23 protein-coding genes are annotated in these 25,390 nt (G+C 61.6%); 14 read left to right on the plus strand and 9 right to left on the minus strand.

What is annotated here, in order from left to right:
- Positions 1 to 6: 6 nt before the first annotated feature.
- The 9 genes from API01S_RS21100 to flhD all read right to left on the minus strand — a co-directional run bounded on the left by API01S_RS21100 (position 7) and on the right by flhD (position 8,654).
- Positions 7 to 861, minus strand: coding sequence for a CheR family methyltransferase (locus API01S_RS21100; protein ID WP_050729042.1), 855 nt, complete (start codon positions 859 to 861; stop codon positions 7 to 9).
- Positions 862 to 869: 8 nt separating this feature from the next.
- Entirely contained in the window at positions 870 to 2,573 is a 1,704-nt protein-coding gene (locus tag API01S_RS21105; RefSeq protein WP_006219030.1) for a methyl-accepting chemotaxis protein, read from the minus strand.
- Positions 2,574 to 2,665: 92 nt separating this feature from the next.
- Positions 2,666 to 3,166: a chemotaxis protein CheW gene (gene cheW, locus API01S_RS21110; protein WP_006219029.1), complete on the minus strand. Its 501-nt coding sequence runs from the start codon at positions 3,164 to 3,166 to the stop codon at positions 2,666 to 2,668.
- Positions 3,167 to 3,183: 17 nt separating this feature from the next.
- Entirely contained in the window at positions 3,184 to 5,301 is a 2,118-nt protein-coding gene (gene cheA, locus API01S_RS21115; RefSeq protein WP_061306064.1) for a chemotaxis protein CheA, read from the minus strand.
- Between the two features lie 30 nt (positions 5,302 to 5,331).
- The gene (locus API01S_RS21120) at positions 5,332 to 5,712 is read right to left on the minus strand and encodes a response regulator (protein WP_006221890.1); all 381 of its coding nucleotides are present in this window, start codon (positions 5,710 to 5,712) and stop codon (positions 5,332 to 5,334) included.
- 2 nt (positions 5,713 to 5,714) lie between these two features.
- On the minus strand, positions 5,715 to 6,704 hold the full coding sequence (gene motB, locus API01S_RS21125; RefSeq protein ID WP_061306065.1) for a flagellar motor protein MotB: 990 nt from the start codon (positions 6,702 to 6,704) through the stop codon (positions 5,715 to 5,717).
- Positions 6,705 to 6,715: 11 nt separating this feature from the next.
- The gene (gene motA / locus API01S_RS21130) at positions 6,716 to 7,585 is read right to left on the minus strand and encodes a flagellar motor stator protein MotA (RefSeq protein WP_050729045.1); all 870 of its coding nucleotides are present in this window, start codon (positions 7,583 to 7,585) and stop codon (positions 6,716 to 6,718) included.
- A gap of 130 nt (positions 7,586 to 7,715) precedes the next feature.
- Positions 7,716 to 8,297: a flagellar transcriptional regulator FlhC gene (gene flhC / locus API01S_RS21135; RefSeq protein WP_006219026.1), complete on the minus strand. Its 582-nt coding sequence runs from the start codon at positions 8,295 to 8,297 to the stop codon at positions 7,716 to 7,718.
- Positions 8,298 to 8,330: 33 nt separating this feature from the next.
- On the minus strand, positions 8,331 to 8,654 hold the full coding sequence (gene flhD, locus API01S_RS21140; protein ID WP_006219025.1) for a flagellar transcriptional regulator FlhD: 324 nt from the start codon (positions 8,652 to 8,654) through the stop codon (positions 8,331 to 8,333).
- Positions 8,655 to 9,086: 432 nt separating this feature from the next.
- Here flhD and API01S_RS21145 point away from each other — a divergent pair, with 432 nt between their 5' ends.
- From API01S_RS21145 to API01S_RS21210, 14 genes are all read left to right on the plus strand, one after another.
- Complete coding sequence (locus API01S_RS21145) at positions 9,087 to 9,842, plus strand: RNA polymerase sigma factor FliA (protein ID WP_006219024.1); 756 nt, start codon at positions 9,087 to 9,089, stop codon at positions 9,840 to 9,842.
- A 301-nt stretch (positions 9,843 to 10,143) separates the two neighbouring features.
- Positions 10,144 to 11,835: a flagellin N-terminal helical domain-containing protein gene (locus API01S_RS21150; RefSeq protein WP_050729046.1), complete on the plus strand. Its 1,692-nt coding sequence runs from the start codon at positions 10,144 to 10,146 to the stop codon at positions 11,833 to 11,835.
- Between the two features lie 251 nt (positions 11,836 to 12,086).
- Positions 12,087 to 15,515: a bifunctional class I SAM-dependent methyltransferase/glycosyltransferase gene (locus API01S_RS21155; protein WP_061306066.1), complete on the plus strand. Its 3,429-nt coding sequence runs from the start codon at positions 12,087 to 12,089 to the stop codon at positions 15,513 to 15,515.
- Complete coding sequence (gene rfbF, locus API01S_RS21160) at positions 15,512 to 16,285, plus strand: glucose-1-phosphate cytidylyltransferase (protein WP_050729048.1); 774 nt, start codon at positions 15,512 to 15,514, stop codon at positions 16,283 to 16,285. Before API01S_RS21155 ends, rfbF begins: the two co-directional genes overlap by 4 nt.
- Positions 16,276 to 17,361 (plus strand): CDP-glucose 4,6-dehydratase, encoded by a 1,086-nt coding sequence (gene rfbG / locus API01S_RS21165; RefSeq protein WP_156329886.1) that lies wholly within the window; start codon positions 16,276 to 16,278, stop codon positions 17,359 to 17,361. Before rfbF ends, rfbG begins: the two co-directional genes overlap by 10 nt.
- Positions 17,358 to 17,909 carry a dTDP-4-dehydrorhamnose 3,5-epimerase family protein gene (locus tag API01S_RS21170; protein ID WP_050729292.1) on the plus strand — a complete coding sequence of 184 codons (552 nt, stop codon included), beginning with the start codon at positions 17,358 to 17,360 and terminating at the stop codon, positions 17,907 to 17,909. Before rfbG ends, API01S_RS21170 begins: the two co-directional genes overlap by 4 nt.
- On the plus strand, positions 17,906 to 19,129 hold the full coding sequence (locus API01S_RS21175; protein WP_050729050.1) for a class I SAM-dependent methyltransferase: 1,224 nt from the start codon (positions 17,906 to 17,908) through the stop codon (positions 19,127 to 19,129). The genes API01S_RS21170 and API01S_RS21175 overlap by 4 nt, the downstream gene beginning before the upstream one ends.
- Positions 19,126 to 20,244 carry a DegT/DnrJ/EryC1/StrS family aminotransferase gene (locus tag API01S_RS21180; protein WP_050729051.1) on the plus strand — a complete coding sequence of 373 codons (1,119 nt, stop codon included), beginning with the start codon at positions 19,126 to 19,128 and terminating at the stop codon, positions 20,242 to 20,244. Before API01S_RS21175 ends, API01S_RS21180 begins: the two co-directional genes overlap by 4 nt.
- A gap of 47 nt (positions 20,245 to 20,291) precedes the next feature.
- Positions 20,292 to 21,008, plus strand: coding sequence for a WbqC family protein (locus tag API01S_RS21185; protein ID WP_082306037.1), 717 nt, complete (start codon positions 20,292 to 20,294; stop codon positions 21,006 to 21,008).
- Positions 21,005 to 21,727: a class I SAM-dependent methyltransferase gene (locus API01S_RS21190; RefSeq protein ID WP_050729053.1), complete on the plus strand. Its 723-nt coding sequence runs from the start codon at positions 21,005 to 21,007 to the stop codon at positions 21,725 to 21,727. Before API01S_RS21185 ends, API01S_RS21190 begins: the two co-directional genes overlap by 4 nt.
- Before the next feature lie 59 nt (positions 21,728 to 21,786).
- Positions 21,787 to 22,746, plus strand: a complete 960-nt coding sequence (locus tag API01S_RS21195) for an ATP-grasp domain-containing protein (protein ID WP_167351725.1) — start codon at positions 21,787 to 21,789, stop codon at positions 22,744 to 22,746.
- Entirely contained in the window at positions 22,727 to 23,461 is a 735-nt protein-coding gene (locus tag API01S_RS21200) for a metallophosphoesterase family protein (RefSeq protein ID WP_050729055.1), read from the plus strand. The genes API01S_RS21195 and API01S_RS21200 overlap by 20 nt, the downstream gene beginning before the upstream one ends.
- A complete protein-coding gene (locus API01S_RS21205; protein WP_050729056.1) occupies positions 23,433 to 24,215 on the plus strand; it encodes a cephalosporin hydroxylase family protein in 783 nt (260 codons plus the stop codon). Before API01S_RS21200 ends, API01S_RS21205 begins: the two co-directional genes overlap by 29 nt.
- Before the next feature lie 238 nt (positions 24,216 to 24,453).
- Positions 24,454 to 25,353, plus strand: a complete 900-nt coding sequence (locus API01S_RS21210) for a hypothetical protein (RefSeq protein ID WP_050729057.1) — start codon at positions 24,454 to 24,456, stop codon at positions 25,351 to 25,353.
- Positions 25,354 to 25,390 lie beyond the last annotated feature (37 nt).

Here is a 25,390-nt window from a genome sequence, read left to right on the forward strand (position 1 = left end):
ACCCGTTCAGGCCTTACTCGCACATTCGTAGACGGTCTGCCCGCGCAGACGAAAATCCCGGCTGATGTAGGTGAAGTTCTCGGAGTGTCCGGCAAACAGCAGGCCGCCCGGCTTGAGCAGCGGCGCGAAACGCTCCAGGATCTTCGCCTGCGTCGGCTTGTCGAAATAAATCATGACGTTGCGGCAGAAAATCACGTCGAACTTTTCGTTGATCGGCCACGAGGGCGCCAACAGGTTCAACGTTTCGTACCGCACCATGTCGGCGATCTCGGGGCGCACACGCACCTGACCCGCGTTGGCGCCACGGCCCTTGAGGAAGAAGCGGCGCAGGCGCTCGTCTTCCATCTTGGCCACGCGTTCGGCCGGATAGACGGCGGCGCGCGCCCGGTTCAGCACATTGGTGTCGATGTCGGTGGCCAGCACCGTCGAGGACGCCGCGCGCGGACCCAGCGCTTCAACCAGCGTCATCGCAATCGAATAAGGCTCTTCGCCCGTGGAGGCCGCACAACACCATACCGACACCGGACCGCCGCGCTTCTGCGCGAATTCGGCCAGGATGGGAAAGTGATGCGACTCGCGGAAAAAGGCGGTCAGGTTGGTCGTCAGCGCGTTGACGAACTCTTCCCACTCGTGCGAGTCGGGCTGGTCTTCCAACTGGTCCAGATAGCTGCCGAAGTCATGGCGGCCCAGCGCGCGCAGGCGGCGCGCCAGACGGCTGTAGACCATTTCACGCTTGTGCGTGCCCAGCGAAATGCCGGCGCGCGCATGAATCATCTTGCGGACGCGGGAGAAGTCCGCGTCACGAAAATCGAATTGGCGGTCCACCGAGATGGACGGCGCCGGGTTTGCCGCAGTTGCCACGCGATTCCTCAGTGCTCAAGCGCAAACGCGTCAGGCGCTTGCAAACGAGAGTCTTCATCCGACGGGCGCTTCGAAGACAGGCGATGCGCCGGCACTTCGATGACTTCGCCCGCATTGATCTTGAACACCGCCACGGCTTGCGCCAGATGCTGGGCCTGCTCTTGCAACGAGCCGGCGGCGGCGGCGGCTTCTTCCACCAGCGCCGCGTTCTGCTGCGTCACTTCGTCCATCTGCGAGACGGCGCGATTGACCTGGTCGATACCGCTGGACTGCTCTTCCGACGCTGCCGAGATCTCACCCATGATGTCGGTCACGCGTTTGACCGACGCCACGATCTCCTGCATGGTCGCGCCGGCACGTTCCACCTGCTGCGAGCCCGCGCCCACCTTGGACACCGAGTCTTCGATCAAGCCCTTGATTTCCTTGGCGGCCTGCGCGCTGCGCTGCGCCAGCGAGCGCACTTCGCCTGCCACGACGGCAAAGCCCTTGCCCTGCTCGCCGGCACGCGCCGCTTCCACAGCCGCGTTCAGCGCCAGGATGTTGGTCTGGAATGCAATGCCGTCGATGACGGACACGATTTCCGAGATCTTGCGCGAGCTGGCCGAGATGTCGTGCATGGTGTTGACCACTTCCGACACCGCCGAACCGCCGCGCTCGGCCACATCCGATGCACTCGCCGCCAGCTGATTGGCCTGGCGCGCGTTGTCCGCGTTCTGCTTGACGGTAGAGGCCAGCTCTTCCATCGACGCCGCAGTTTCTTCCAGCGACGCCGCCTGTTGTTCGGTACGGCTGGACAGGTCCGTGTTGCCGGCCGCGATTTCATGCGAGCCGACGTTGATCTCGTCCACGCCACGGCGCACGGTCGCCACCGTGCGCGTCAGGCTTTCCTGCATGCGCTTGAGGGCGGCAAACAGTTGGCCGATTTCATTGGTATTGCGCACATCGACGCGCGCGGTCAGGTCGCCGCCCGCGATGCGGTCGAAGTGATGGCCGGCTTCTTTAAGCGGCAGCAGCACGCGACGGCGCAGGAAAACATAGGTGGCGAACACCAGCAGCGCGGCGATCACGCCGCCCGCGCCCACGGCGATCAGCACGAATTGATAGCGCACCTGCGCCACTTCATGCGCGTCCAGCATCTTGCTGGCACGCCAGAAATCAAAGCCCTCGACGGCACGCGCAAAGCGCCCTTCCAGCGCGTCCTGCACGGTCTGAACCTGCTTCTGAAAGGCCGGCATGTCGGCCTTTTCCAGCGCGGCGACCAGCGGCGTCAGCCCTTGCTGCACCAGCATGGCGTAGGACGCTTCGATCTCTTTGAGCGCCTCGGCCGCATCGGCCGGCCGCGGCAGGCTCTTGTAGTATTCGAATTCTGCCTGGCCCTTGTTCATCGACGCCTTGGCGCGTTCGAGCAGGCCGGTGGCTTCCGAGGACAAGCCCTGCGTCAGCAAGGTAGCCTGCCCCACGCTGCCCACGATGTCCGCGTAATTGGCGGACGCAGCACGGCCCAGGCCGTTCATCGTGTCCTTGTAGCTGGACACGACGCGACCCACCGCGTCGTCCAGTTCCTGCGATTGCTTGATCTCGGCCAGGGTCCCATTGCTGATGCGCAGGGACAGCACGCCCAGCGCGGCCCCGATCACCAACATGAATGAGAAGAACGCCAGCACCCACAACAGGCTGCTGCGTATCGTCATGTTCGCGAAAAACTTGCGCATCACAAGAACCACCCCTTGACTGCAATCGTTAAAGGAAAGCGCCACATCGGATTGTTGTGGCGCCTCTACCCCGCGTTACGGCCAGTCTCCGATCAGGAGGCGACCTTCTCGACCAGCGCCATTTCGTCGCTGGTCATCATCTTTTCGATATCGACCAGGATCAGCATGCGTTCATCAACGGTGCCCAGGCCCGTCAGGTATTCGGTGGACAGCGTCGCGCCGAATTCCGGCGCCGGACGGATCTGGCCGGCGTTGAGCATCAGCACGTCCGACACGCCGTCAACCACGATGCCGACGACGCGGCGATCCAGGTTGAGGATGATGACGACGGTCTGCTCGTTGTAGTCGACGCGGCCCAGGTTGAACTTGATGCGCAGGTCGACGATCGGAACGATGATGCCGCGCAGGTTCGTCACGCCCTTGATGAACGTGGGCACGTTGGCGATACGGGTGACCGTGTCGGCGTCGTAGCCGCGAATTTCCTGAACCTTCAGGATATCGATGCCGTACTCTTCATCGCCCAGCGTGAAGACCAGGAATTCGCTGCCGACATCTTCATTGCGCGCGGATTGCGCTTGCGGTTTGGCTGCCATGATTTTTTATTGCTCCATCAATTCAGAATGGCTTCGGGCTGCGACCAACGTTCACGGTTGGCGCGCGCAAGCGCAAATACGTCAACAATCAGGGCCACGCTGCCATCACCCAGGATGGTGGCGGCCGAGATGCCGGGAACCTTGCGGTAGTTCGATTCGAGGTTCTTCACCACCACCTGATGCTGGCCGATCAGGTGATCCACCAGCAACGCAAAGCGGCGGTCTTCGGCCTGCATGATGACCGCGATGGCCTGCGTGGGATCGGTCTGCGCCTCGCCAACCGAGAACACGCGGTGCATCTCGACCAGCGGCAGGTATTCGCCGCGCACGTGCATCACACGCTCGTTGCCCGCCACCGAATAGATCTGGTCGTTGGTCGGTTGCAGCGATTCGGTGACGTGGTTCAGCGGCAGGATGAAGGTTTCTTCGCCCACGCGCACCGACATGCCGTCCAGGATCGCCAGCGTCAGCGGCAGCACGATACGCGTCGTGGTGCCGTTACCGGGCTCGCACGACAGCTGCACGTGACCGCCCATGTCCTGGATGTTCCGGCGCACGACGTCCATGCCGACGCCACGGCCGGAAATGTCCGTGACCTTCTCGGCGGTCGAGAAACCCGGCGCAAAAATCAGCTGCCAGATTTCGTCGTCGGGCGAGTTCTCGTTGACGGCCAGGCCTTGAGCCATGGCCTTCTTCAAGATCTTTTCCCGGTTCAGGCCGCCGCCGTCATCGCTGACTTCGATCACGATGTTGCCGCCGTTATGCTGCGCGGACAACACCAGTTGACCGACCGGATCCTTGCCGGCGGCGATACGCTTTTCGGGCGTCTCGATGCCGTGGTCCAGGCTGTTGCGCACCAAGTGCGTCAGCGGGTCGATGATGCGTTCGATCAGGCTCTTGTCCAGCTCGGTGGCGCGGCCGTAGGTCTGCAATTCAATCTGCTTGCCCATCTTGCCGGCGATATCGCGCACCAGGCGGGGGAAGCGGCTGAACACGTAGTCCATCGGCATCATGCGGATCGACATCACCGCTTCCTGCAAGTCGCGGGCGTTGCGTTCCAGCTGTTCCATGCCGTTGAGCAGACGATCGTGCAGGACGGGGTCCAGCGTCGAAGCGGTCTGCGCCAGCATGGCTTGCGTGATGACCAGTTCGCCCACCAGGTTGATGACCTGGTCCACCTTTTCAACGCCCACGCGGATCGACGTGGATTCTTTGTCGGCATGCGCGGGCGCGGCCGGACGCGAAGCGCGCGCGGCGGCTTGCGTGATGGCTTCGGCGGCGGCGGCGGTGTCGGCCACCGTCGGCACGGGCTCGGAGGCGACGGGCGCTGCCGGCGCGGGGGCCGCAGCAACCGGTGTCGCCACGGGCTCGGCTGCCGGCGCGCTGGCCTGGCTGGCCGGGGCCGCTTCGCGGCTGATGGATAGCTGGTCGCCGTCGACAATGAAGCAGCACACGGCTTCGATGTCGTCCGGCGTGCAGGTGCTGTCCATCCACACGGTCAGCGCGCCATCGGCGCGTTCGCTGGCGCGCACGTTGCCCAGGTTGCCCATTTCTTCGAGCAGCGAGGCGGCGTCCTTGTCCGAGACCTTGGTGATCCTGACCTTGAGCGGCAAGTTGCCGCTATCGGCTGCGGGCTGCACGGGTTCGGGCGCGGCGACCGGCGCGGGCGGCGGAACCGGAGCAGCCACGACAGGCGCGGGGGCCGGCGTCGCGGCGACGGCCGCGGCGGGGTCCTTATGCTCCAGCGCCAGCTGCCTCAATACGGCGCAGATACGCTCAAACACGGCTTCATCGGGCTCTTCGGAGGCCCGATAGGCATCCAGTTGGCTTTTGAGCACGTCTTTCGTTTCCAAGAAAATATCAATCATGTCCGTGCGCAGCGCCATTTCGCCGCGACGGATTGCGTCAAGAAGGTTTTCGAGCAGGTGGGTGGTGCCCGCCAGCTGCGTAAAGCAGCCGAATGTCGCCGCGCCGCCCTTGATCGAATGGGCCGCGCGGAAGATGGCATTGAGCTGTTCGATGTCGGGAGACCCCACGTCGAGTTCCAGCAGCAGCTGCTCCATCTGCGCGAGCAGCTCATCCGCCTCGTCGAAAAAGGTCTCGTAAAACTGACTGAGGTCCAAACCAGAACTCATGACCCGTACGCCTTCATAAATGAACCTGCTTTACGCGCCGGCCTGCTCGTCGAGCAGTTCGGTCGCCAATTCCACCAGCACATCGGGGTCGACCGGCTTGGACAGCCAGCCACAAACGCCCAGATCCCGAGCGGCCATCTTGCTGTCCACGTCGTCTTCGGTGGTCAGCACCAGCACCGGTACATCCAGGTACTGGTCCAGTTCACGCAGGCCTTGAATCAGTTCAAGCCCACCCTTGACGGGCATGTTCCAGTCGCTGACCACGAGGTCCACCGGGTGGCTCTTGGCCACTTCCAGCGCTTCCTGGCCGTTGCCGGCCGTCAACACCTTCCATCCCGCGCCCGTCAGCGTCGCCTGGACGATCATCCGCATCGTCGCCGAGTCGTCCGCCACCAGAATCGTTGCCGCCATTGCTATCGAACCCCCTGAACCGGCGGCGCGTTCGCCGCTTCGCCTTGTTTGGTTGCCGTCGCGGCCTGGGCGGCGGCTTGCACCGCCTCCACGGCCGTCCCCACCTCGCGCGCATCCTTGGCGCTTACGTCCGCAGCAGCGGCGTTCTCGTTTTCGATGCGCTTCTGGGTGTTCATATTGAGCACCACGAGGCTGATACGTCTATTAACGGCTGCATACGGATCATCTTTAACCAGGCTCATGCTGGAAGACAGACCCTGGATGCGCATGACCTTGCTTTCGTTCATGCCGCCGGCCACCAATTCCTGGCGCGAGGCATTGGCGCGGTCGGCCGACAACTCCCAGTTGCTGTAGGCGCGCTCGCCGCGCGCGTACTGCGACGCGTCGGTGTGGCCCGAGATGCTGACCTTGTTGGGCAGCTCGTTCAGCACGGGGCCCAGCTCGCGCAGGATGTCGCGCATGCAGGGCTGCACTTCGGCGCGGCCCGTCGCGAACATCGGGCGGTTCTGGTTGTCGATGATCTGGATACGCAGGCCTTCGGTCGTCAGGTCGATCAGCATCTGCGGCCTGAAGCTTTTCAGGACGGGGCTGGTTTCGATGACGTTCTCAAGGCGCTTCTTGAGGTTTTCCAGGCGATGCTGCTCGCGCCGCTCGGCGTCGCCCATGGGCTGGGACTCGACCCGGTTGCCCTGGCCACGGCGCACGTCGCCCTCGCTGCGCAAGGGATCGCGGCCGCCGCCGGGCACGGCGCTGGTTTCGGCCGAGCTGCTGGGCCCGCCCGTGATCGCCACGCGCAGCGGCATGCGGAAGTATTCCGCGATACCCTTGAGTTCTTCGCGCGGCACGATGCTGATCAGCCACATCACCAGAAAGAACGCCATCATCGCCGTGATGAAGTCGGCGTAGGCGATCTTCCAGCTGCCGCCGTGGTGCCCGCCGCCTTTGACCTTCTTGCGGCGGATCACCACGCGGTGGTTGTTTACGGTACTCATCGACCGCTCCGTCAGGCCTTGCCGGTCGACTTGGTTTGCCGGACGTGTTCTTCCAGTTCACCAAAGGTCGGACGCACGGACGAGAACAGCACCTTGCGGCCGAATTCCACCGCCAGCTGGGGCGGGTAACCGTTCATGCTGGCCAGCAGCGTGGTCTTGATGCATTCCAGCACTTTCATGGCTTCGTCGTTGCGACGTTCCACGCGCGAGGCCAGCGGCCCCACAAAGCCGTATGCCAGCAAAATCCCCAGGAACGTGCCGACCATGGCCTTGGAGATCAGGTCGCCCAGAATCGCGGGCGGCTGGTCCACGGCGGCCAGCGCCTTGATCACGCCCAGCACCGCGGCCACGATACCGAAGGCCGGCAGGCCGTCGGCCATCTGCTGCAACGCATGGGCGGGCACTTCCCGTTCATGGCGGTAGGTCTCGATTTCCTCGTCCATGAGCGTTTCGATTTCAAACGAGCTCATGTTGCCGCTGATCATGATGCGCAGGTAGTCCGTAATGAACTCCATGAGCTTCGCGTCTTTGGCAATGCGCGGATATTCGCCGAAGATCGGGCTGGAAGCCGGGTCCTCGATGTGCGATTCGATGGCCATCAGGCCTTCACGGCGCGCTTTGTTCAGCAACACATACAGGAGCGCCATCAGCTCCATGTACACGTCCTTGCTGTAGCGCGAGCTTTTCAGCGCGTCGGGCAACGCCTTCTTGACGAGCATCAGCGACTTTTTGCTGTTGCCGGCCAGAAAAGCCCCAAAGGCCGCACCAAAGATCAGTGTCAGCTCGAAGGGCTGGTAAAGCGCGCCCAAATGGCCGCCCAGCGCTATGAAGCTGCCGACGACCGACACGATCACCACGAGAAAACCGATAACAATCAACACATCAGGCCCCTGCCAACGAAGTCTAAAACTGGCGTCAATGATCCCCTGTTCCCCCCGAGCCAAAAAGGCGGGTTACGGGGAGTTTTCCAGGGCTTTTGATGTATTTGGACGCGCGCCTGGCGCGTCCGGGTCAGGGACGGGCAGCGCCGAGCACGGGTGCAGGACGGGTGCCAGCGCGCGCCTTGGCCGCCGCGCGCGTCTTGCCGGCGCGAGGAGGCGGACGGCAGATCGCGCAGACGAAGTCCGAGTGCGGATCGTGCGCATGCGCAATGAAATGGCCGCCGCATTGACGGCAGGCGGACAGCTGGAGCATGCCGCTGTCAAAGAAACGCACAAGCATCCAGGCGCGGGTGAAACTCAACACCGGCTCTGAGCTTTCGGCCGTATCAAGGCCGGCGTTTTCAAGATAAAGGCGATAGGCGTCGATGATGGCGCGTATGCCCTTGCTGCTGGTGCGCGCATTCAGGAACGAATAAACGTTGTAGAACAGCGACGAGTGGATGTTCGGCAACCAGGTCATGAACCAGTCAACCGAGAACGGCAGCATGCCCTTGGGTGGCGAGCAGCCGCGGATTTCGCGGTACAAGCGTGCCAGGCGGTCGTGGCTGAGGCTGGTTTCAGCTTCCAGAACTTGCAGCCGCGCTCCCAGGGTAATCATGGAGCTGGCAAGCAGGATGTCGTCCGCTTCCTGAGATACGCTTTTGGAGGCCATTACACGGGTCCGAGTGGGATGTTGGAGTGGCCGTCAGGCCAATTCTTCTACAGGTTGCTTGGCCAGCAAGATTGTTGCGTGTGCTTGTTGCAGCGCACCACCCAGGACGTCGTGGGTCAGCGCGGACAGCAGACTGTAATCATCAAAACGGAAACGGCACAGCAGCGAGCTGGAGCTGGCCAGCTTGACCAGCTGGGCCGGCGACAGACGCATCAGGATGTCGGCAACTTCATTGCTGAACCCCAGGCGGAACATTGACGCTGCATAGTCATCACGCAACATACGTTGCGCAAGTAACAGGTATGACAGATTCACTTCACGGATATCTGCCAGCAATGAATTTTCGACTTGTTGCACGCCCTACTCCCTATCCCAATCCCACCCACGGGGGCTTTATGACCAAAAGCACCGACGCCTTGAGTGGCGCCTGATTGCTGCTGCATCCTGTTTTAATGCGAAATGTATCATTTGTTCGCAATTTAAGTAAAATTTACCACAGGTGATGTCATTTTCTATGACTTATATGACAAATCTTTGTTGATATTGCGCAACCTGTGAGTTTAGATACACATTGACATAGAAACTCGTGACGAATTTACGTCAATTTGGCAAATAAGCATTCAAAACATTGCGTACTTCCGCGAATGAAATGTTGTGCAGTGCCGACAATGACACCTTGCCGATCACTAAATCCTGGTCGCTTTAGCGCAGCCGCGCGTTTGTCGACAATGTCGCAAATTGACAACGTCTGACGATGCGTCACGATGGACACCGCCTGACATTCCCGCAATGCCCCACGCAGATGACAGCTTGGTCGAATATGCCCCGCTAGTGCGGAAGCTGGCCCTGCAATTGCTCGCCCGGCTACCCGCCAGCGTTGAGCTTGACGACCTGATACAGGCCGGCATGATCGGTCTGCTCGACGCCGTACGGCGTTATCAGGAAACGGCAGACGCCCAATTCGAGACCTACGCCACGACACGGATTCGTGGCGCGATGCTGGACGAGCTTCGCGGCCAGGACTGGCTGCCCCGCAGCGTCCGGACGAAAGCGCGCAAGATCGAGCAGGCCATCCAGCAGCTTGAACAGCGCCTGATGCGCGCGCCCACCGAAGCCGAGATCGCTGCCCAGCTTGAAATGCCGATCGGCGAGTACCAATCGTTGTTGCACGACGCCCAGGGCGTGCAGATCGTGCACTACGAAGACTTCACCACCGAACCCGATTCCGCCTCCGGCCAATCCGACTGGACCGCCACGCTGAACCACGGCTCGGCCGGCGGCAATCCGCTGGACGCGCTGCTTGCCGGCGATTTCCGCCAGGCGCTGGTGCACGCGATCGACGCCCTGCCCGACCGCGAAAAGCTGCTGCTGTCGCTGTGTTACGAGCAGGGACTGAATCTGAAGGAAATCGGCGCGATCATGAATGTGACCGAGGCGCGTGTGTGCCAGCTCAGGTCGCAGGCGACGGCGCGCATCCGCGCCAAGCTCAAGGAGCTGGCCTGGCAGGAGCTGCCGCAGGAAGGGCAGATCGCGCAGATTATTTAGACCTATATATAGGAAGCCTCCAGAAGAGGTATCGAACACATGAAGATCGGGCGCCTGCGGGCGCCCGATCTCTTTTTGCAAAGGCCACCTCCATCAAAGGATGCTCGACCTCGCATCCTTCTTTCGGCGGATACAACAATAAATTCGACTTTCGAGAATTAGGGCTAAAGATTGATTTGCGACTGCCGTAATCCTGACAACGGAGAAATTCGAAGACGCAAGAACGCGAATTCTCCCGTTAACACGATGGGCGGCCCAGCTGCCCGGTTTGAAGAAGCCTTTCTCTCTTGGGAGCCTAAACATGGCTGCAGTTATCAACACCAACTACTTGTCCCTCGTTGCTCAGAACAACCTGAACAAGTCGCAATCTTCCCTGGGTACCGCCATCGAACGCCTGTCGTCGGGCCTGCGCATCAACAGCGCCAAGGACGACGCCGCCGGTATGGCCATTGCCAACCGTTTCACCGCGAACGTCAAGGGCCTGACCCAAGCTGCTCGTAACGCCAACGACGGCATCTCGCTGGCTCAAACGACGGAAGGCGCCGCCTCCGAAGTCAACACCCACCTGCAACGCGTTCGCGAACTGTCGGTGCAAGCTTCGAACGGCAGCTACTCGCAAGAACAGCTGAACTCGATGCAAGACGAAATCAACCAACGTCTGTCGGACATCGACCGCATCTCGCAACAAACCGACTTCAACGGCGTGAAGGTTCTGTCGGATTCGGCCAAGCCCCTGACGCTGCAAGTTGGCGCCAACGACGGCGAAACGATCACCCTGAACCTGTCGGAAATCAGCGTCAAGACGCTGGGTCTGGACGGCTTCAACGTCAACGGCTCGGGCGTGACCCAGAACCGTTCGGCTACCGTGTCGGATCTGCAAGCTGCCAGCGGCACTACCACCGCCGCCAACGAATGGAAGGTCACCACGACGCACGAAGCCGTGACCGCTGAACAAGCATTCGGCAAGCTGGAAAACGGCAACAAGGTCACCATCAGCAACGGTTCCGCCGCTGACGTCACCTACACCTACGACGCCACCAACAAGAACTTCACGTTCACGAACTCGGCTGTTGGCACCGCTGCCGTCGGCACGCTGGCCTCCTCGCTGCAACCGGCTACCGGCACCGTGTCCGGCACCTACAACAACGTTGGCTCCAACTCGACCAAGTTCGACGTTGACGCCACCGGCAAGGTCACCATCGGCGGCCAAGACGCATACCTGGATTCGTCGGGCAACCTGACGACCAACAGCGCTGGTTCGGGCACGACCGCCGCCACGCTGGATGGCGTGATGAAGGCTGCTGCTTCCGTTTCGACCGCCGGCGCCGCCAGCGTTTCGATCGGTGGCAAGACCTACACCAGCACCGCGACCGCCAACAACCTGGAATTCACCGACACCATCAGCAGCGATGCTCTGCTGGCCAACGTGAAGGCCAACGCTACGGCAAACGACGTTACCGTCACCCTGGGCCAAGGCATCACCACCGCCACCCTGAGCTTCACCTCGGGCAAGTCGACCGACACGTACGTCGACGAAAAGGGCACGTTCAACACGACCGCCAACTACGACACCACCTACCTGGTTGACCCCAACACGGGCAAGGTCACGGTCAAGAGCGGCACGGGCACGGGCGACTACGCTGCCAAGGTCGGCGCTGAAGCCAAGGTCAACAGCGCAGGCAACCTGACGACTGAAGACACCAGCAAGGGCACGAAGACGTCCGATCCGATGAAGACGCTGGACGCCGCCTTCACCAAGCTGGACAAGCTGACCGGCGAACTGGGTGCTGTGCAGAACCGTCTGGAATCGACGATCGCCAACCTGAACAACGTGGTCAACAACCTGTCCAACGCCCGTTCGCGTATTCAAGACGCCGACTACGCCACGGAAGTGTCGAACATGTCCAAGGCTCAGATCCTGCAACAAGCTGGTACCTCGGTTCTGGCGCAAGCCAACCAAGTGCCGCAAACCGTTCTGTCCCTGCTGCGTTAATTCAAAGCAAGGGCTACGGTCGGCAGGGGGAAGCTTCGGTTTCCCCCGGCAGGCAGCCAGGAACGGCCCTTCGCGCCAGACCTGGCAACCCTCAAAACCCGCCTCACGGCGGGTTTTTTCATTTTGCGGCGTCGGCCTCGCCTTTTTCCAAACTGGCGGCGAATTCAGACGCTGATTCCCCGAATGGAGTGCGCTCGCGCTTTCTAGAATTCCAGCATCCCCTCCCAGGCTCACGCAAACCGCTTTCACTCATGTCAAATCCGGCCTATATCCAGCAACAGTCACTCGCCGACCCGGGTTGCCTGTCGCCAAGCCATTCACCGCTGCATCTGCGAGCCACCGCCCACCTCTACGGCGTGGCCTCTGCGGCGCTGAACAGCGCAAAGGTCCTGATGTTGGGATGCGGAGCGGCACAGGGGCTGCTACCGTTTGCCATGGCCAATCCGCACGCGCATGTCGTTGGTGTGGACGTTTCCGAAGCGCTTGTGCAGCGCGGTCAAGAGCACGCACGCCGGCTCAAACTGCACAACGTACAACTGCATTGCAGGGATTACGCGACCCTGGACGATGACCTGGGCGAGTTCGATTACATCATCGCCAGCGGCCTGTTCAGTTACCTGCCGGCGCCGGCCGCCCAAGCCGTGCTGGAACGTTGCGCCCGCCGCCTGTCGCCCCTGGGCCTGCTGTACGTTGACTACCATGTCTACCCGGGGGCCAAGGCCCAGGAAGTCATACGCGACGCTATTGTTCTGCACGCGCACGCCGCGCAGACCGAAGCGCAAGTCATCGCAAGCGCGCAAGCGGCCATGACCCTGTTCAAGGAAGGGCTCGCACCCGTGAACCCCATGGGTGTCGCCTTGTCCGCCACGCTACGACAGTTCGAGTCGCAGTTTTCAGCCACCCAAGACCAGGGCGCGGGCAATCTGCTCGCCGCCAGCGCCTGCTATTTCATCGAATTCGCGGGCCGCGCCGCCGAAGCGGGCTTGAACTATGTCGGCGACAGTCTCGCAATCTCCGAGCTGCCGCTGAACTTCGGCCAAGGCGTATCGCTGTCCAACAGCCTGCTGACCATGGGCCAGCCGGCCACCGTCAAACAGCAGTACCTGGACTTTGCAACTGGCCGTGCCTTTCGCCAGAGCCTCTGGATATCGGCCGCGCACCCCGCCGACCAGCCGCCCCGGCTGGACCTGGCGCGGATGAAGGACCTGCGCTGGGCGTGCGGATTGCAACGCCTGGCAGGCCTGTCCGCCGAAAATAGCGTCACCTATGTCAACCATCTGGGCCAGGGCCTGACCACCAGGGACACGGCGGTTGAAGCCATCGTCGACACCCTTGCCCATGTCTGGCCCGCCTCCCTGCCCTATACGACGCTGCTTGCCAGCATCATGCATCGCTTGGGCCTGGACGATCCTGCCGCCAGAAAGCAGCTTGATAACGCGCTGAAGACGCTGCTTGAAAGCAAGGTTGCCCATTACTGCCTCGACGACGGCCCCTACGATACTGCCCATGACGTCGCTGGCGCCGGGGCGGTTCGAATCATTTCTGGCGATGCAACCGACACCTCCCCGCGCTTCAATCTCTGGCACGAGCCCGTCAAGCTACGTTTGACGCCGACCCAGCAGGAACTATGCATGGCGTTGGCCGAGGGCATGAGCCTGGCCGCATTGACCGACATCGCGGCACAGGCTGCCGCCCCGCAAGCGCGAGGGCTGCAAACCGGCTCGTCAGAGGTCTCGGAACTGCTTTACCTGTTGCGTCGCTATGCCTTGGTCCGTACCTGCCCGGACACCTGGTGCAAGCTGTTCGAGTCCGGCCTGAAAGCCAGCGCAGGCATGGCCCCCTTCTGCGGGCTGTACGCCAGCGCGCTGGCACGGATCAGCCTGGAAGCCGGCATCCTGAGCAGCAACGACAGCGACGCCAAACTTGCGCCCGCTCTGCTTGCGCAGGCCAACAAGATGCAGGACCTGATTCGTCAGAACGCCTATCAACAGGCCGAGCCGATTGCGCGCAAGCTGGCGAACATTGCACCTGGATTCGCCGACGCCTGGGAAGTGCTCACGGCCTGCCTGTTCAATACCAACCAGCTGGATCAAGCACTGCTGGCCGCTTTGAAGATGGTGCAGGCCGCGCCCGCAGACTTCCGTTCCTACGTCCTGCTCGGAATCAGCCTGGCCCGCCTGGACCGATCGTCGGAGGCCATCAACGTCTGCCGCCGCTCGGTCGAGCTTGCGCCGCGCAATGCGCACACCTATTCCGGATTGGGCGATGCGCTGAATGTCGAGCGGCGCTATGCCGAAGCGCGCTCCGCCTACGAACAGGCCTTGCAGTGGGATCCCAAACATCGCAAATCGCTATTGAATCTTTGCAAGGTCCTCATCGATGGCGGCGATATCGTCGCAGCCGAGCAAGCTGCCCAAGTCGCTGTCAACGCCTACCCCGATGCCGGCAGCGCGCACAGCAACCTCTTGTTCGCCATCAACTATTCGCCGGACAAGTCTGCAAGCGACGTTTACCTTGCATACCAGAATAGCAACCGCCTGCTGTTTGCTCCCCTTCGCAGCAAGTGGCGCCCGCACGCCAACTCGCGGCAGGCCAATCGTCGATTGAAGATCGGCTACGTGTCGCCCGACTTCAAGAAGCACTCTGGCAATAACTTTGTCGAGCCGCTTTTCGCGCATCACGACAGGCAGGCGTTCGACATCACGGCCTACGCCGAGTTGGCCAGTGAAGACGAAGTCACCGCGCGGTTCAAGGGCTACTTCGATCATTGGGTACCGACGTCGCGGCTGACGGACGCCGATCTGGCCGAGAAGATCCGCGCTGACGGCATCGATATCCTGATTGACCTGGCGGGACACACCCAGGGCAATCGGCTTGCCGTCTTTGCACGCAAACCGGCTCCCGTGTCGATTACGTGGATGGGGTATGGGTATACGACCGGCCTGTCTGCGATCGACTATATCGTCCTGGATGGCGCCATGGCGCCTGCGGGCAGCGAAGCGCTGTTCTCGGAAAAAATCCTGCGCCTGAGCACGGCCTGCGCTTACCGCCCCGGTACGTCCATGGGCGAGGTAAGCGAACTACCCGCCCTCACCAACGAGGGCATCACATTCGGCACGCTGTCGCGCGCCATCCGCATCAACCACCGCACCATCCGTACCTGGGCGGCCATCCTGCGCCGCCTGCCAAATTCCCGTTTGGTCATCAACAGCGGCAGCTATCGGGATGCGGCCATGTGCGACGGGCTGGCGGCGCGCTTTGAAGCCCTGGGCGTCAGCCGCAACCGATTGAGCATCGGATTCAACAGCCCTCCGTGGGACCTGCTGCGCGGCATCGATATCGGCCTGGACTGCTTCCCCCATAACTCCGGCACGACCCTGATGGAATTCATTCACATGGGCGTCCCGTATATCACCCTTGCGGACCGTCCCAGCGTCGGCCGATTGGGCAGTTCGATTCTGAAGTCTGTGGGCCACGCAGATCTCATCTGCGCCGATGAAGCTGAATACATCGAAAAGGCCGTCGCACTGGCCAGCGATGTGCCAGCGCTTGCCAAGCTGCGCAAGCGTCTGCGCCAGGATCTGCAAAACAGCGTGCTCATGGACGAAGCAGGCTTCGCCCGCGAGTTCGAAACTGAAATCAAGAAAATCTTCGTTCAATGGTGTGAGAGTCAAGCATGAAAGCCATCATCCTCGCCGGCGGTCTCGGTACCCGGATTTCGGAAGAAACCCAAGCGCGTCCCAAGCCCATGATCGAAATCGGCGGCCGGCCGATCCTTTGGCACATCATGAAGACGTACTCGGCGCATGGCGTGAACGACTTCGTCATTTGCTGCGGCTACAAGGGCTACATGATCAAGGAGTACTTCGCCAACTACTTCCTGCATATGTCGGACGTGACTTTCGACATGGCGGACAATCGGATGGAAGTGCACCAGCGCAAAGCCGAACCTTGGCGCGTGACCCTGGTTGATACCGGCGAAACCACCATGACCGGCGGCCGCTTGAAGCGCGTTGAAGATTATGTGAAGGACGAGGAAGCGTTTTGCTTCACCTATGGTGACGGCGTTTCCGATGTGAATATCAGTGCGCTGATCTCCTTTCACCGCGAGCACGGAAAGGCCGCTACCGTGACCGCGGTGCAGCCCCCTGGGCGCTACGGCGCCCTGCGCCGTGAAGGTAACCAGGTCACCGGCTTCACGGAAAAGCCGCGCGGCGATGGCGGCCTGATCAATGGCGGCTTCTTTGTGCTGTCGCCCAGCGTCCTCTCGCTGATCGAAAGCGATGACATGCCGTGGGAAGGCGTTCCGCTGGAGACACTCAGCCGGCAAGGCCAGCTTCAGGCCTTCGAACACCTGGGCTTCTGGCAGCCGATGGACACCTTGCGCGACAAGAATCAACTCGAACACCTGTGGGCCCAAGGAAATCCGCCGTGGAAAACGTGGGCATAAGGCAATTCGAGGGCGCTTACGCTGGCGTGCGCGCCGTCGTTACCGGCCACACCGGATTCAAAGGCAGCTGGTTGGCAGCCTGGTTGGGCTCGTTGGGCGCACGCGTCACCGGCCTGTCCCTGCCGCCGTCCATGGAGCCGAATCATTGGGACCTGCTGGCCCAGGACATCGATGACGTGCGCGGCGACGTGCGCGATGCGGGCCAGGTGGCGGCGGCATTCGCCCGGACGCAGCCGGAAATCGTCTTTCATCTGGCAGCGCAGACGTTGGTGCGCGAGTCCTATTCCGATCCGCTCAACAGCTGGTCCACCAACGTCATGGGGACGGCGAACGTGCTGCAAGCCTGCCGGCTCACGCCCAGCGTACGCGCGGTCGTCGTTGTGACCACGGACAAGGTGTATGCCAATCGCGAATGGCATTGGGGCTATCGCGAGAATGACGCGTTGGGCGGACATGATCCTTACAGCGCATCCAAGGCCGCCTGCGAAATACTGGTCGACAGCTATCGGAAATCGTTTTGGGGTCGCGACAAGCCAGTACTCGTCGCATCGGCGCGCGCCGGTAATGTCATCGGCGGCGGCGATTGGGCTGCGGACCGTCTGGTGCCGGATCTGGTCAGGGCGGTGTATGAACATCGCACGCTCGAAATCCGGTCGCCGGCGGCCACGCGCCCCTGGCAACACGTACTGGACTGCCTGTCCGGCTACCTGATGCTGGGCCAGAAATTGCTGGCGGGCGATTCCACGTACGCCGACAGCTGGAACTTTGGTCCGGTCGCCGAAGACAATCGCACCGTGGCGCAATTGCTGGGCTTGCTGAACCAGCACTGGTCGGATCTGGCCTGGACCGCGACGCCATCCGCCGGCCCGCACGAGGCGGGCCTGTTGCTGCTGGACTGCGCCAAGGCGCGCCAGGTCCTGGGATGGCGCCCCGTTCTGCAACTGGACGACGCGCTGGCGATGACCGCGAACTGGTATCGCCATCATCATCGGACAGGGCAGACCCTCTCCCTGGCGCAATTGCGGCAGTACGTCGAAAAGGCGGCGCAAACGGGCTCGCGGTGGGCGTCGGCATGAACGTGGCCGGCACCCCCATCGCTGGCGCGTACGTCGTTCACACGCACGCCGTGGCGGACTCGCGCGGCGCCTTCGCTCGCCTGTTTTGCGCAAAATCCCTGGCCGAGGTCGTCGGACCACGGCAAATCCTGCAGATCAACCAGTCGCGCACAACGCGCGCCGGCGCCGTGCGCGGCATGCATTTTCAATACGCTCCTCATGCAGAAATGAAGCTCGTGCGCTGCATTCGAGGCCGTGTCTGGGATGTGATGGTCGATCTGCGCGCCGGATCCTCCTCATTCCTGCGCTGGCACGCGGAGGAGCTCGATCCGACCTCGGCGAAGATGCTGGTGATCCCGGAAGGTTGTGCCCATGGCTTTCAGGCATTGGAACCTGATAGCGAACTGCTCTATCTGCATACCGAGTTCTACACGCCCGCATCGGAAGCCGGCCTGCGCCACGACGATCCAAAACTGGCGATTGCCTGGCCCATGCCGCCCGTCGAACTTTCCCCTCGGGACAGGGCTCATCCCCTGATTCCCGATGATTTCGCAGGAATTCACCTATGAAGTGCCGCCATTGCGCCACGCCTTTATTGCAATCACTGGTCAGCTTGGGCGCCGCCCCCCCGTCCAACGCCTACCTCACGGAGCAGGAACTCCAGCAACCGGAAGCCTACTATCCGTTGAACGTGCGCGTATGCCACACCTGCTGGCTGGTGCAGACCGAAGACTACACCCAGGCCGACGCCTTGTTCACAAAGGACTACGCCTACTTCTCATCCACTTCGGCAAGCTGGCTGGCGCACGCCGCCCGCTACAGCGAGATGGTGATCGAGCGCTATGGGCTCGGTGCGGACAGTCTGGTCATCGAGGTGGCGTCCAATGACGGCTATCTGTTGAAAAACTTCGTCGCGGCGGGCATTGCATGCCTTGGCATCGAACCGACCGCCAGCACGGCGCAAGCCGCGCAGGCCGCCGGCATTCCGGTGCTGCGCGAGTTCTTCGGCGAGACCCTGGGCAAGCAGCTCAGAGACAAGGGACAACAGGCAGATCTGATTGCGGGCAATAACGTCTATGCGCATGTCCCCGACATCAACGACTTCACCCTTGGCCTGAAGGCGGCCTTGAAGCCGCGCGGAACGATCACGCTGGAATTTCCGCACCTGCTGCGCCTGCTGGCCCATACGCAGTTCGACACGATCTACCACGAGCATTACTCGTACCTGTCGCTGTACACGGTGGCCCGTATCTTCGCCGCGTGCGGACTGCGTGTAACGGACGTCCAGGAACTGCCCACCCACGGTGGCAGCCTGCGTGTTTTTGGATGCCACGCGGATGATCCGCGCGGCGATCTCCCCTCCGTCGCAAGTGTTCTTCAAGCCGAAAAGCAGGCTGGCATGCAGGACCCCGAGGCGTACGAGAGCTTTCAGCAGCGCGTCGATGGCATAAAGGATAATTTTGTCGAGTTCCTGATCCAGCAGAAGCGGATGGGAAAATCCGTGGCCGCCTACGGTGCTGCCGCCAAGGGCAATACGTTGCTGAACTACGCGGGTATCAAGCCCGATCTGCTGCCGCTGGTCTGCGATGCCGCCGCCTACAAGCAGGGAAAATTCCTGCCGGGCAGCAGGATTCCGATCTATTCCCCGGAAAAGCTCAAGGAAGTCCGCCCGGACTACGTCGTGGTGTTCCCTTGGAACATTGTCGAAGAAGTCATGAGCCAGAACCAACACATCCGCGATTGGGGCGGAAAATTCGTCACGGCCGTTCCTACATTGGAAATCCGATGAGCGCGCGCATTCACTACACAAAGCCCTCGATCACCGATCTCGAAGTGGAGTACGCGACCGACGCGGCTCGCCATGGCTGGGGGGAGCGCTGCTACGAATACCTGGGCCGCTTCGAACGGCAATTCAAAGCCCACATCGGTACGCAATTCGCCATCGCGACTTCCAGCTGCACCGGCGCACTGCATATCGGCATGGCGGCATTGGGTATCGGCCCGGGTGATGAAGTCATCATGGCTGACACGAATTGGATCGCCAGCGCCGCGCCGATCGTCCACCTTGGCGCCAAGCCTGTTTTCGTGGACATTCTTCCCGGCTCCTGGTGCCTGGATCCGGCCCAGGTGCAAGCGGCGATCACCCCCCGCACCAAAGCCATCCTGGCCGTGCACCTCTACGGCAATCTCTGCGATATGGACGCGCTGCTGGCCATCGGCGCACGCCATGGCATACCGGTGATCGAAGACGCCGCAGAAGCCATCGGCTCGTCCTGCCACGGCAGGCGGGCTGGCAGCATGGGCATCTTCGGGGCGTTTTCATTCCATGGAACGAAGACCATGACGACGGGCGAAGGCGGCATGTTCGTCACCAATGACCCAGCGCTTTATGAAAGGGCCATCACCTTGTCCAACCACGGCCGCCATGCCGCGCAGGCCAAGCAATTCTGGCCCGACCTGCTCGGCTTCAAATACAAGATGTCGAACATACAGGCTGCAATCGGCTGCGCCCAGCTGGAACGGATCGACGAACTTATCGACGGCAAGCGCCGGGTATTCGAAGCGTATCAGGCCGGCCTGGAAGATCTGCCCGGCATATCGTTGAATCCGGAACCCGCGGGCATGCAGAACGGCTATTGGATGCCAACCATCGTCTTTGATCGCGCGCTGGGCATTCGGCGGGAAGACCTGCAAGCCGCTTTGAATCCGGAAGGCATAGACGCCCGCGTCTTCTTCCATCCGCTGTCCAGCCTGCCCATGTTCGAGGCCCAGGCAAAGAATGTCCATGCGTATGACATTCCTGACCGCGCCATCAATCTGCCCAGCTATCACGACATGACGAATGCGGATCTGGACCGCGTCATCACGGCAGTTCGCCAGTTGTATGGGTCCCGTGGCTCATGATTGGCGCTCAGACCCATCGACGTCTGTGCATCGTCGTGTCCCAGCCCATGTTTTTTCCCTGGGTGGGATTGCTAGAGCAGATCAAGCAAGCAGACGTTTTCGTCCACTACGACGACGTGCAGTTCGCACGCGGCTTTTTCAATCGCGTACAGATCAAGACGCGCTCGGGAATCAGCTGGCTGACCGCTCCATTGGCGGGCCAGCGGCGCGGCCAGTTGATCAACGAAGTCGAGATCGACTATCGCTCCGACTGGAGACGCAGCCATATCAGCCAATTGAACCAGGCTTATATGGACGCGCCATTCAGGGCGGACATGCTTGCCGTGGTCGACTCCGTCTATGCAGTCCAGCATCACACATTGGCGCATCTGGCCCAGGCCTCGATTGACGCGCTGGTGGCGTACTTTCCTGCCATCGGCAGCGGCACGACCTTTTTGACGGCATCGGCGCTGAATGTCCCCGGTGCCAGTACGCAACGGCTCATCGACCTATGCCGTGCTTTGCAAGGCGCCACCTACCTGACGGGCCACGGCGCACGCCACTACCTGGATCACGCCGCCTTTGAAGCCAATGGCATCGACGTGAGCTACATGGGCTACGGCTGCACCGAGTACCCACAATTGCACGGCGAATTCACGCCCTATGTCAGCACATTGGACCTGATTGCCAACCGCGGCCCCCAAGGCATTGCCGATATCGGCGGGCAGCCCGTGCCCTGGCGCACCTTTCTTGCCCAATCTGCCGCAGCAGAGACGAATCCATGAGAAAAGATCTGAACGCCGTTTCGTCGGAGTATCGTCCCAACGGGGCGACCGAGATAGAAAACAATTTGATGTTGAACTGGTATCCGCATCGGATCATCAAGCGGTTCAACCATGCCGGTTCCTTGCTGGAACTGGGTTTGGGCCACGGATACACGTCCCGCATCTTTGCACAGGCCTGCGAGCGGCACGTGATCGTCGATGGCGCCAGTGACGTCATCGATCAATTCCTTCAGAACACCCCGGGCTTCGCAGGCGAGATCGTCCAGGCCTATTTTGAAGACTACACGCCCGCCGAGCCGTTCGACATCATCGTGATGGGCTTCATTCTGGAGCACGTGGACGAACCCGATTTGATCCTGGCTCGGTATCGTCAATACCTCAAGCCGGGCGGAAAGCTATATATAGCCGTGCCCAACGGCAAGTCGATGAATCGTCGGCTAGGGCTTGAGCTGGGTTTGATCGACGACATATACAGCCTGAACGCCAATGACATTGCGCTCGGCCATCAGCGCCAGTATTGCCGCGACACGCTGACTGCCGCCGTCATGCGGGCCGGCTACCGCATCACCCATGAAGAAGGCATCTACCTGAAGCCCTTGCCCCTGGCCGTGCTCAAGACACTGGACGATTTCGACGCGAATCTCCAGGCCATGTTGCAGGTAGGCATCGACTTCCCCGATCTTTGCGTGGCCCTGCTGATGGAACTGGAACTGCAATGACGCGTACAGCTCGTTCCGATGAAACCGAACGCCAGGAGATCGTGATTGCGGTCACGGGCGTGGGCGCGATCATTGGCCAGGGAATCATCAAAAGCCTGCGTCAGAGCAAATATCGGGTACGAATCATCGGCGTTGACCGCAACGACAATTCGCCAGGGCCACATCTATGCGATGCCTTTGAAAAAAAGCCCGATGCGCCTGAAGGCAGCCAGCAATACCTGGACTACTGGGCGCGCATCGTCCGTGCCCACAACATCCATCTGATCTTGCCTGGCCTGGAAATCGACATGGCGTTTTTCAGCCGCCACCGCGATTTCTTTTCCGGGCTGAACGTCCGGCTGGCCGTGAATTCAGCTTCGCTGGTCGATGTCACCGCAGACAAGTGGAATTTCGGATTGGCGCTGAACGCGATGGGATACCCGGCGATCCCGTCGGCGCGTCCGGCTTCGTGGACAGAGGCCGTCAACACGCTGGGCGCCGCGCCACTGCTGCTCAAGCCGCTGCACGGAAACGGCTCGCGCGGCATCGTCCTGCTTGAAGATGAAACGGATTTCAACTACTGGCGAGGCAAGTCCGGCAGCCCGTGGATGCTGCAACGAATCGTTGGCACGGCGGACGAAGAGTACACGGTCGGCGTATTTGGACTGGGCGAAGGCCGTCACGTGGGGCCGCTGACGTTCCGACGCCGGCTGTCTGCGGCCGGCAACACGCTGGTCGCTGAAGTGGTGCGCGATCACGCAGTCATCGACAAGGCGACCGATCTTCTTTGCCGTCATTTCTGCCCGCTGGGGCCCACGAACTTTCAATTCAGGGTGGAAGGCGAGCGCGCCTATCTCCTTGAAATCAATCCGCGCTTCTCTAGCAGCAACTCGCTACGAACCGCCTTCGGCTTTAACGAAGCCGAAATGGCGATCGACTATTTCTTACTTGGCGTCGAACCCGCCGAGCCCTGCATCCGGGCCGGCAAAGCCTGGCGCTACACCGAAGATTTCGTGACTCATGCTGGCCATACTTTCTGACATCCACGGAAATTTTCCCGCGCTCCAAGCGGTGGTCGCTGACGCCAAGGCGCGCGGGTGCACGGGCTTCCTGTCGCTGGGAGACGTGGCGGGTTACTACGCGCAGCCGGGCGAATGCATCGATCTGCTGCAAGAATTGCAAGCCCCAAATGTGCTGGGCAATCATGACAGCTACATCACGCTGGATCAGAACTGTCCGCGTTCGCGGGTCGTCACCGAGATCATCAATTACCAGAAGCGCATTTTGAGCGCGAAGCAGGTGGGGTGGTTGAGAGCGTCGCACGATTTCATCCGCCAGCCCGGGCGGCTGTTTGTGCATGGCGGTCCCGAAGATCCGCGTGACCAGTATCTCTACAAGATCTCCCGCGACAAGATTCCCGCAGACGTGCAGCTACTGTTTTCGGGCCATACCCACGTGCAGGTGCTGGCCGACTTCGGGTCTCAACGCTATTGCAATCCCGGTTCGGTCGGTCAGCCACGCGATGGCGACTGCCGCGCTGCTTACGCGACGCTGGACGGCGACAAGGTTCAACTGCATCGGGTCACCTATGACATTGATCGCACGGCCAGCGCAATGAAAGCCGCGGGCTTCGAGCCATTTTGTTATGAAAATCTCTACAAAGGGGCGCAGATCGGCGGACGGGTCGACAGCGTCACTCTCATCGAAACTTCCGAGAATCAAGACCATGGATGCAATTGCTCAATTCCAAAATGAAGTGCAGGAAAACATCAAACGCCTGGGCGAAGACCAGGCGTTGGCCGCCGATGCGCTCGCCTGGATGATACGTGCGGGCACAACGGGTGCTTACACCTACAACTTCCAATGGCTGGGACGCCCGATCATCCAGTACCCGCAAGACATTCATGCCATGCAGGAACTGATCTGGAAGACGCGCCCCGACGTCATCGTCGAGACCGGCATTGCCCATGGCGGCTCGCTGGTGATGAGCGCCTCGATGCTTGCCATGCTGGATTACTGCGACGCTCAGGCGAGCCAGATGCCGTTGATGCCCGGGGTGTCGAACCGCCGCGTCATTGGCGTGGATATCGATATCCGCGCCCACAACCGTCAAGCCATCGAAGCGCATCCGATGAGCCCGCTGATCAAGATGGTCCAGGGATCGAGTATCGATCCCGACATCGTTCAGCAAGTGCACGATCTGGTGGGTGATGCCAAACGCGTGCTGGTGTGCCTGGACTCCAACCACACCCATGACCACGTGCTGGCCGAGTTGGAGGCCTATGCGCCGATGGTGACGCCGGGAAGCTATTGCGTGGTGTTCGATACGGTGATCGAAGACATGCCGCCCGAGCTTTGCGCACATCGTCCCTGGGGTCAGGGCAACAGCCCGAAATCGGCGGTCCGCGCCTGGTTGCCGCAGCATCCCGAGTTCGAGCAGGATCTGAGCATCCAGCACAAACTACAGATCACCGTGGCGCAAGATGGCTTCCTGAAGCGTGTCGGCTGATCGGGCAACGCCCTGAGCAGCACGAGCTGCGCAGGGGCGGCGAAGCCGGGGTGGACCGCGTAGGCGCCCCGGCCTTCTCATCCGCCGGCGGGACGGCGAACGAGAGATGCGCGTGCCGGCCTGACGCTCGCGAAGCCTCGCCAAGCCCCCCTTTTCCCGTTCTATTCGCGTTTTGAGGCGCTCCCGGCTTACGTCATAATTGCGGTCGCACGTCTTTGTATCCATATTTTTCAGCCCCATGACCGCCACGCCCCCCGATCCCCACGCTAGGCAGCAAGACAGCACGACGGATCACGACGATCAGGCCTCGGTCGACGCGCAGACCTTGCGGCTGCGCGAAGAAAACCGCGCCCTGCGCGAATTGCTGGCGGCCCAGGTGCATCTATCGCCTCGGCCCGAGCCCGGCTGCGTGAAGCGCATCGGCTGGTGGCTGATCTCGGCGCCCGGCGCGGCGCTGGTGGGCTGGCGCCATTTGCTGGGCCGCGACGACGCGCCACGCATCACCGGACGGCGCGTCGGTTCCGCCACGTTGACGGTGCTGTACACACTGGCGATCTATGGAGCGTTGGTGCTGCTGGTGGTGTCGTGGAACGCACCGAACAACGGCATCGCCGGCCCCACGGCGGCAAGTCCCGTGCGCGTGCCGCTGCTGCCGCCCAACACACCGCCGTTGGACGAAGAACCCAGCGATTGGGACGTGGATCCGACTGCGCCGGCTGCGCAAAGTGCGGCGACGAATCCCGCGACGGGGTCTATGGAAGATCCTGCGTCGCAATCGACGCCCGAGTCCGAGGACACATCCGGAACAAGCACATCGCCTGCCCCCGCGCCTGCCCCCACTTCAGCCGTTGACGCGACCAGGCAGCAAGCCGCGCCAGCGGCCAGTGAATCGCCCGCCGTGCTTTCCGATTCGACGGTCGCCGCACGCCCCGCTACCGGCCCACACTCCACGCTGCGCATCACCGAGATCCCCGCGCATGATCCCTTGGCCTGGGTTCAGTCCTTGCAGACCGAATTGGACCGCTGCGCGGCATTGGGTTTCTTCGACCGCCCCGACTGCGCATGGGCGGCGCGTGATCAGTTCTGCGAACCGAACAACGGCTGGGGCGTCGTGAAGGAATGCCCGGCGCGGCCTTGACGTCATCAACGATGTCATACCGCCGCCACACGTAGCC

Source organism: Achromobacter piechaudii NBRC 102461, assembly GCF_001571245.1.
Taxonomy (GTDB): domain Bacteria; phylum Pseudomonadota; class Gammaproteobacteria; order Burkholderiales; family Burkholderiaceae_B; genus Achromobacter; species Achromobacter piechaudii.